A 6,649-nucleotide genomic window follows, 5' to 3' on the forward strand; every position below is an offset into this window, starting at 1 on the left:
TGGGGTCCCCTTTAAGGCGCGGTGGCGACGGTGGGTACAACCCCTTGGGGCGCCGCGCACGACGCGCGGCGTTTTCGGCAGGTACATGGATGTACCTTCCGAAAATTCCCACCGGCGACACGTACCCGAAGGGCGCGCCGCCAGGGGCGTGTTTCTTTTGGTTACTTGTTCTTTGCACGAGCAAAGAAAAGTGATGCCCGCGGCAGGCGCGTAGATCATCAGTGCTAGCGGACAACCCGCGTCAGCGCCGAGAACCAAGAAGCAAGAAGCAAGAAGCAAGAAGCGAAACTAATACCCAAACACCTAAGCCTCCAACAACCGCGCCCCCGGCCCCTCCTCCCCCAACTCATCCAACGGATTCCGCAACGGACAAACCTTCAACGACAAACAACCACACCCGATACAACTATCCATGTGGTCGCGCAGCTGTGTCAGCCGTGCAATGCGCTCGTCCAGGTCCGCGCGCCAGCGTGAAGACAGGCGGCTCCAGTCCGCCGCCGTCGGCGTGCGGCCTTCCGGCAGTGACGACAATGCCTTTTGGATCTCCGCCAATGGAATTCCAGTGCGCTGAGCCACCTTGATCACCGCCACCCGCCGCAGCACCTCGCGCGGGTAGCGACGCTGGTTGCCGGCATTTCGCCAACTGCGGATCAACCCCTTGGCTTCGTAGAAATGCAGCGTGGACACCGCCACGCCGGCGCGTGCCGCCACCTCGCCTACCGTCAGTTCCATCTCCACTTTCGCATGTGCTTTTTGGGCCGCCGCCATAATCCTGATCTCCGCTTGACCTCAATATTAGTTGAGGTTTTAACCTGTGCCGCAACGATTGGCAACCGATGACCTCCATGACCCCCAAGCTTCACCTCGCTTTGATCTATGGCAGCACCCGCGAAGGCAGGTTCTGCGACACGGTCGCCAACTGGATTCGGTCCAGGATCGACCACCGCAAGGATTACGAAGTCGACAGCATCGATCCCGCTCTGCTCGATCTGCCTGCGCGTCATGGCGGCGCGCCCAGTTCCGACCTGGTCAATCTGCAACAACGTATCTGGCGCGCGGATGCCTTCGTGGTAGTTGCGCCGGAGTACAATTACGGCTATCCCGCTGCGTTGAAACATCTAATCGATTCGGTCCACGCGCATTGGCAGGCCAAGCCCATCGCTTTCGTGTCGTACGGCGGCATGAGTGGCGGTTCGCGGGCGGTGGAACAGCTGCGGCAGGTGTTCGCCGGCCTGCACGCGGTGACGGTACGCAATGCGGTGAGCTTTCCGATGGCATGGAACCGTTTCGATGCCCAGGGGCAGCCGCAGAATGCGGATGCCTGCGCCGCAGCCGCAACCACCATGCTGGATCAGCTGGCTTGGCTGGGGCATGCGTTGAGGCAGGCACGCGCAGCTTGGCCGTACCCAGGCGGCTGAAGCGACACGCATCCAAGTAGCAGGTCGAAAGCGCAAGACCCATAAAAAACGAAGGGATTATCGTTTTTACGCATCCAGTACGACGCGCAACGCGATGCCCACATATTCCCTCCCCCAGGCGCGATCTATGCGCCACATCACCAGGTTCACGCATGTTCCGATTCTTCGAACAACGGATCGATCCCTATCCCAAAGACGAGCCGACCACCCCGCCACAGGGGCTGATCCCCTTTCTACTGCACTACTCGCGCCCGCTGCTGCCTTGGCTGCTGGCGATGTCGGTGCTGACAGCCGCCATCTCCGTGCTGGAGATTGTGTTCTTCGACTTCATGGGACAGCTGGTCGACTGGCTGGGCAAGGCAGACCGCGCGGGATTCATGGCTAGCCATGGCGGCCAGTTGCTGGGCATGGCGTTGCTGGTGGTACTGCTCTATCCGCTGCTGGTGCTGCTGCAGTCGCTGATCATCCACCAGACCATCTTCGGCAACTATCCGATGATCGCGCGCTGGCTGTCGCACCGTTACCTGTTGCGGCAGAGCGTGTCGTTCTTCCAGGATGAATTCGCCGGGCGCATCTCGCAGAAGGTCATGCAGACGGCCCTGTCGCTGCGGGAATCGGTGATGAAGCTGATGGACGTGTTCGTCTACGTCATCGTCTACTTCGTGGGAACCGTGGTACTGGTGGGCCGCGCCGACATGTGGCTGACCCTGCCGCTGGGATTGTGGCTGGTGGGTTACCTGCTGATCCTGTTCCATTTCGTGCCGCGCCTGCAACGAGTATCGGTGGCCCAATCCGATGCCCGCGCGCAGATGACCGGCCGCATTGTCGACAGCTACACCAATATCCAGACCATCAAGCTGTTCGCCCACACCATGCGCGAGCAGGACTACGCACGCGGAGCGATGGACGAGTTCATGCAGACCGTGCACGGACAGATGCGCCTGGTCACCCAACTGACCGTCAGCCTGCACAGCCTGAATGCGTTGCTGTTGGCCAGCGTGGCCGGCGTCGCGATCTGGGCATGGCTGCAATCCTCCATCACGCTGGGGGCCATCGCCGTGGCTATCGCACTATCGATGCGCATCCGCTCGATGTCCGACTGGATACTGTGGGAAGTCGCCGGCTTGTTCGAAAACATCGGCACCGTACAGGACGGCATCGGCACCATCGCCCAGCCGTTGGCCATTGCCGATGCGCCTGATGCGAAGGAACTGGCGGTGCAGCATGGGGAGCTCCGTTTCGAGCACCTGCATTTCCACTACGGCAGGAAGGCCCGCGTCATCGAAGACCTGACCTTGACGATCAAGCCCGGCGAGAAAGTCGGCATCGTGGGCCGGTCCGGTGCGGGCAAGTCCACGTTGGTGAACCTGCTGCTGCGCTTCTACGATCCGGAGTCCGGCCGCATCGTGATCGATGGCCAGGACATCGCCAAGGTCACCCAGGAATCATTGCGCCGGAACATTGGCATGGTGACGCAGGACACGTCCCTGCTGCATCGGTCGATCCACGACAACATCCGTTATGGCCGTCCGGATGCCACCGATGCAGAAGTTGTGCAAGCCGCCCAGCGCGCGCATGCGGACGAATTCATCAATCTGCTGACCGATGCCAAAGGCCGCGTCGGCTACGACACGCAGGTGGGCGAACGCGGAGTGAAGCTCTCCGGCGGGCAACGCCAGCGCATTGCCATCGCGCGGGTGTTGCTGAAGGATGCACCGATCCTGGTATTGGATGAGGCGACCTCGGCGTTGGACTCGGAAGTGGAGTCCGCCATCCAGGAGCAGCTATACACACTGATGGAAGGCAAGACGGTCATCGCCATCGCACACCGGTTGTCCACCATTGCGGTGTTGGACCGGTTGGTGGTTATGGATGAAGGTCGGATCATCGAAACCGGCAGTCATGAGGAGTTGCTGCAGCGGGATGGTTTGTATGCGGCGTTGTGGCGGCGGCAGTCGGGTGGGTTTATTGGGGTGGATTTGGAGCAGGTTGAGGTTTAGTTGTTTGCTATAGCCCGATAGCGCCGAGCCGTAGCGTGTGCTGTGCACACGATCCTGGTAACCAGATGCGTCGATTGCTTCGTCGCTCTTCAGACGCTTGGCGCTGGCGCGGGCGGTTCATAGGAGCTGATGATCTACGCGCCTGCCGCGGGCCCTACTTTGCTTTGCTCGTGCAAAGAAAGTAGGCAAAGAGGCGCTCTTCAACAGCCGAATGGCTGGTCAAAGTGACGCCCGCGGCAGCGCGTAGATCATCAGGCCCGATGAACTAACCGTGCCAGCGCCAACAATACTAAGAACCCAGGAACGACCAAGCGATCCGGAGCATTCGGTTAGCAGAATCGTGCGCGCAGCGCACGCTACTCCAAGTGCCCGCTACGGCCCATATAACCGGCCAACCCAAAAATCAATCCAACCAACCCCGTATCGTCGCCTTGCGCGCATACACCCACAGCAACAACGCAATCACCACCAACAAAACCGGCATCGCCAAACCCGCCAGCCCATACGCCTCCCACACCGGTGTAGCGGCGTAGGCGCCCACTATCTGCGCCAGCAAAGCCAGCAGAGAAATCAGGAAGAAGGTGACCGCCCAACGCTTCTTCAGCAGCAGCCCCAGCGCACCGAGCACACCACCGAAGACCGCAATCGCAAAAGCGATGTTCAACCACGCTGGCGTGGCCTCGTAGACTTGGCGCTGTTTGGCAGGCATGGCGGCCACTATCTCGGGCGACGCGGTGACCTGCATGAGAAACATCGCCACACCCAGCAGATTCCACAGCAGCGCGACAATGGCGATAACCCAGAAACTCTTTGGACGTACGGATGCGAGACTGTTGTCCATCTTCATGCCCCCTAGGCGTCGACTGAACGCGGCGAGCATACGCCTGCTAGAAGCGTCATGGCGCTTACATCGCAGAAATCCGGATTATCTGCTCGGCGTCACCCGCCAGACGATATTGCCCACATCATCGGCCACCAGCAAAGCACCGGCCTTGTCGGTGACCACGCCGACCGGCCGGCCGCGTGCGTTGCCCTTGTCATCCAGGAAGCCCGTCAGCACGTCCTGGATTTCGCCTTGTGGGCGGCCATCCACAAAGGGCACGAACACCACTTTGTAACCCGCGGGCTCGCTGCGGTTCCAAGAGCCGTGCAATCCGATGAAGGCACCTCCACGGTGTTTCTCCGGCAAAAGATGGCCTGTATAGAACTCCAATCCCAACGCGGCGACATGAGCGCCCAGCGCATAATCCGGAACGACGGCCCGGGCCACCAGATCGGGATGCGGCGGCTTCACCCGCTCATCGGCATTCTTACCGTAGTAGCTGTAAGGCCAACCATAGAAGGCGCCCTCCCGCACCGAGGTGAGGTAGTCCGGCACCAGGTAATCGCCTATCTCATCGCGCTCGTTGACCACCGCGAACAACGCTCCGGTTTTCGGCTCCCAGGCCAATCCCACCGGATTGCGCAGCCCCGATGCGAACACGCGCCGGTGCCCAGTAGCAACATCGATTTCCAGCACTGCCGCACGATCAACTTCGTTCTCCATGCCGTTCTCGCCGACGTTGCTGTTCGAACCCACGCCCACATACAACCGTTTGCCATCGGCGCTGGCGACCAGGCTCTTGGTCCAGTGATGATTAATTGGGCCGCCCGGCAGATCGGCGACCTTTACCGGCGCCGCGCTGATGCTGCGGTCTCCTTGACGATAGGGGAAACGCACCACTGCATCCGCGTTGGCGACGTACAACTGATCGCCTATCAGCGCCATGCCGAATGGCGAGAACAGATTCTGCAGAAACACACTGCGGGTTTCGGCGACGCCGTCGCCATCCGCATCTCGCAACAAGGTGATGCGATTGGCGCTGGGGACGCCTGCGCCAGCCTTCTTCATCGCCCGCTTCATGAACCAGGCGCGCAAGCCCTTCTCGGCCGGCTTGGGCGGGGCGTTGGTTTCCGCCACCAGTACATCGCCGTTGGGCAGCACGTACAACCAACGCGGATGATCAAGATCCTTGGCGAAAGGCGCCACGGCGAGGCCGGACGCCGGTGCGGGCGCGGCGCGCTGCGGCCATCCCACCGCCGGTGCGATATTAACGGTTGGAATCTGCTGCTTGTCCGGGGCAGGCAACACCGGCTGCGGGCCGGTTTCGACGACGGCACCGGGATGCTGTGCACAACCCAGCGATACCAGCGCCAAGCTGGCGGCCAGGGCCACGGTCTGCTTGCGCATCGGCCGGCTCCTGCGTTGATTCAGGTTGCAGGTTAGAAGTACGGCTGGAAAAAATGCGTCAAGCCGGCATGCATCTGGTTTCGCGTAGCGATGACATCCTCGCGGCTAGAATCAATGAACTTCCGCAAGGAAAGTCAGACGATGCCTGGAAGAACACCGCGAGAAAACCACCGCAGCGACCAGCAAACACCGAATACTCCCGACAAGTATCGGAACGATAAGGCCAAACGCAAAGAACCCGATCAACCCGATCACACGAACGGCCGCGACGAACGCGATCCGGAGAAGGACTACCCGGACCAGGACGTCACCAGTCCAGGACACTGATGAATACAATCAGGTTTCGTCCTCACTGCGCGCGCTGATCCGAGGCGAGCCGTCTTCATCCAACGCCACGTCGATGACAATGGGACGGCAACAAACCTGGCAGTCTTCGATGTATCGCTGGTCGCCCGCGGAATCATCGATAAAGACCGTAATGATCTCGCCGCAGTACGGGCAATGGATATCGGCAGTGGGTAGCGAGGACATCGTGCTCCAGGGTTGGGGTCAGATAGTTGTCTTGATCACGTCAATCGGAACCCAACCGCAGAATTTCGTCTATCTGGTCCATCCATAGGTAATAGGCCCGCGCCGGATCCTTCCGATCGTCGATGCGTACGACCGCGTTGAAGCCTTCCACACCTTCATCATTACGAAATACCTGCATGCTGGGCCGGACCGACACCACACCTTCGACCTGCTGCCCGTTAAGCAATTGCACTCTCACGATGGCTTCGTCCGGAAGTTGGCCAATGCGCGCTTCAAGACGTTCTAAGTCTTTCTGTTTGGTATACACGAGTTTGGGAACCTCTTTCATCGCTGCCGCTCATTGCCTCCCGTCGGCCAACTTACCCAGCGGGGTGTAAGCGTTTGTGAACGTGGTTCAGCGTCGGCATAGCCATCGTTGTAGGAGCGACGTGAGTCGCGATGAAGCTCTACCGGTAGAGCTTCATCGCGAC

General features: G+C 60.4%; 8 protein-coding genes. 3 read left to right on the plus strand and 5 right to left on the minus strand.

Annotated elements, in window-relative coordinates:
* Positions 1–303 precede the first annotated feature (303 nt).
* Positions 304–768 carry a redox-sensitive transcriptional activator SoxR gene (soxR, locus tag AB6O04_RS20420; protein WP_368566255.1) on the minus strand — a complete coding sequence of 155 codons (465 nt, stop codon included), beginning with the start codon at positions 766–768 and terminating at the stop codon, positions 304–306.
* A gap of 77 nt (positions 769–845) precedes the next feature.
* Here soxR and AB6O04_RS20425 point away from each other — a divergent pair, with 77 nt between their 5' ends.
* Entirely contained in the window at positions 846–1,418 is a 573-nt protein-coding gene (locus tag AB6O04_RS20425; RefSeq protein WP_368566256.1) for an NADPH-dependent FMN reductase, read from the plus strand.
* A 152-nt stretch (positions 1,419–1,570) separates the two neighbouring features.
* On the plus strand, positions 1,571–3,418 hold the full coding sequence (locus AB6O04_RS20430) for an ABC transporter ATP-binding protein (RefSeq protein WP_368566258.1): 1,848 nt from the start codon (positions 1,571–1,573) through the stop codon (positions 3,416–3,418).
* 403 nt (positions 3,419–3,821) lie between these two features.
* Here AB6O04_RS20430 and AB6O04_RS20435 read toward each other — a convergent pair whose 3' ends face one another.
* Together AB6O04_RS20435 and AB6O04_RS20440 are read right to left on the minus strand one after the other, a co-directional pair.
* Positions 3,822–4,259 (minus strand): hypothetical protein, encoded by a 438-nt coding sequence (locus tag AB6O04_RS20435; protein WP_368566259.1) that lies wholly within the window; start codon positions 4,257–4,259, stop codon positions 3,822–3,824.
* An 84-nt stretch (positions 4,260–4,343) separates the two neighbouring features.
* A complete protein-coding gene (locus tag AB6O04_RS20440) occupies positions 4,344–5,648 on the minus strand; it encodes a sorbosone dehydrogenase family protein (protein WP_368566260.1) in 1,305 nt (434 codons plus the stop codon).
* A gap of 114 nt (positions 5,649–5,762) precedes the next feature.
* On the opposite strand from AB6O04_RS20440, the gene AB6O04_RS20445 reads away from it, so the two are divergent.
* A complete protein-coding gene (locus AB6O04_RS20445) occupies positions 5,763–5,975 on the plus strand; it encodes a hypothetical protein (RefSeq protein ID WP_368566261.1) in 213 nt (70 codons plus the stop codon).
* Positions 5,976–5,984: 9 nt separating this feature from the next.
* Here AB6O04_RS20445 and AB6O04_RS20450 read toward each other — a convergent pair whose 3' ends face one another.
* Both AB6O04_RS20450 and AB6O04_RS20455 read right to left on the minus strand, forming a co-directional pair.
* Positions 5,985–6,179: a CPXCG motif-containing cysteine-rich protein gene (locus tag AB6O04_RS20450; RefSeq protein WP_368566262.1), complete on the minus strand. Its 195-nt coding sequence runs from the start codon at positions 6,177–6,179 to the stop codon at positions 5,985–5,987.
* A gap of 40 nt (positions 6,180–6,219) precedes the next feature.
* A complete protein-coding gene (locus AB6O04_RS20455) occupies positions 6,220–6,507 on the minus strand; it encodes a DUF3247 family protein (protein WP_368566264.1) in 288 nt (95 codons plus the stop codon).
* Positions 6,508–6,649 lie beyond the last annotated feature (142 nt).

The sequence above is a fragment of the Pseudoxanthomonas sp. UTMC 1351 genome, from assembly GCF_040948865.1.
In the GTDB taxonomy this organism is placed as follows: domain Bacteria; phylum Pseudomonadota; class Gammaproteobacteria; order Xanthomonadales; family Xanthomonadaceae; genus Pseudoxanthomonas_A.

Bases quoted from the DNA above. Each gene is read 5' to 3' on its own strand.
- soxR (WP_368566255.1), bottom strand. From the start codon at position 768: ATGGCGGCGGCCCAAAAAGCACATGCGAAAGTGGAGATGGAACTGACG.
- AB6O04_RS20425 (WP_368566256.1), top strand. From the start codon at position 846: ATGACCCCCAAGCTTCACCTCGCTTTGATCTATGGCAGCACCCGCGAA.
- AB6O04_RS20430 (WP_368566258.1), top strand. From the start codon at position 1,571: ATGTTCCGATTCTTCGAACAACGGATCGATCCCTATCCCAAAGACGAG.
- AB6O04_RS20435 (WP_368566259.1), bottom strand. From the start codon at position 4,259: ATGGACAACAGTCTCGCATCCGTACGTCCAAAGAGTTTCTGGGTTATC.
- AB6O04_RS20440 (WP_368566260.1), bottom strand. From the start codon at position 5,648: ATGCGCAAGCAGACCGTGGCCCTGGCCGCCAGCTTGGCGCTGGTATCG.
- AB6O04_RS20445 (WP_368566261.1), top strand. From the start codon at position 5,763: ATGAACTTCCGCAAGGAAAGTCAGACGATGCCTGGAAGAACACCGCGA.
- AB6O04_RS20450 (WP_368566262.1), bottom strand. From the start codon at position 6,179: ATGTCCTCGCTACCCACTGCCGATATCCATTGCCCGTACTGCGGCGAG.
- AB6O04_RS20455 (WP_368566264.1), bottom strand. From the start codon at position 6,507: ATGAAAGAGGTTCCCAAACTCGTGTATACCAAACAGAAAGACTTAGAA.